1 protein-coding gene is annotated in these 614 nt (G+C 70.2%); it reads right to left on the bottom strand.

What is annotated here, in order from left to right:
* Positions 1-614: molybdopterin-dependent oxidoreductase (locus tag ACV229_RS40645; RefSeq protein ID WP_448088665.1), on the bottom strand; the 614-nt coding region annotated here is incomplete at both ends.

The following is a 614-nucleotide window of genomic DNA, read 5'->3' as shown; positions in this document are numbered from 1 at the left end:
CCCATGTCGCACGAGCCCTGCACGTTGTTCTGGCCGCGCAGCGGGTTGACGCCGACGCCTTCGCGGCCGATGTTGCCGGTCGCCATCGCGAGGTTCGCGATGCCCATCACAGTCGTCGAGCCTTGCGCATGCTCGGTCACGCCGAGGCCGTAGTAGATCGCGGCATTGCCGCCCGTCGCGTAGAGGCGCGCGGCGGCGCGCACCTGCTCGGCCGGCACGCCCGTCACGTCCGCCGTTGCTTCCGGCGAATTGTCGGCGCGCGAGACGAAGTCGCGCCATTGCTCGAATGCGCGCGTCTCGCAGCGTTCGGCGACGAACGCTTCGTCGACGAGCCCTTCGGTGACGATCACGTGCGCGAGCGCGTTGACGATCGCGACGTTGGTGCCGGGGCGCAGTTGCAGGTGGTGCGCGGCCTTCACGTGCGGGCCGTCGACCACGTCGATGCGGCGCGGGTCGATGACGACCAGCTTCGCGCCTTCGCGCACGCGCCGTTTCAGGCGCGAGCCGAACACGGGGTGACCGTCGGTCGGGTTCGCGCCCATCACGACGATCACGTCGGCCTGGCCGACCGACGCGAAGGTCTGCGTGCCGGCCGATTCGCCGAGCGTCGTCTT

Source organism: Burkholderia sp. MR1-5-21 (genome assembly GCF_053427715.1).
The sequence above is the reverse complement of the archived record's forward strand: the minus strand, read 5'-3'. Positions and strand labels throughout refer to the sequence as shown.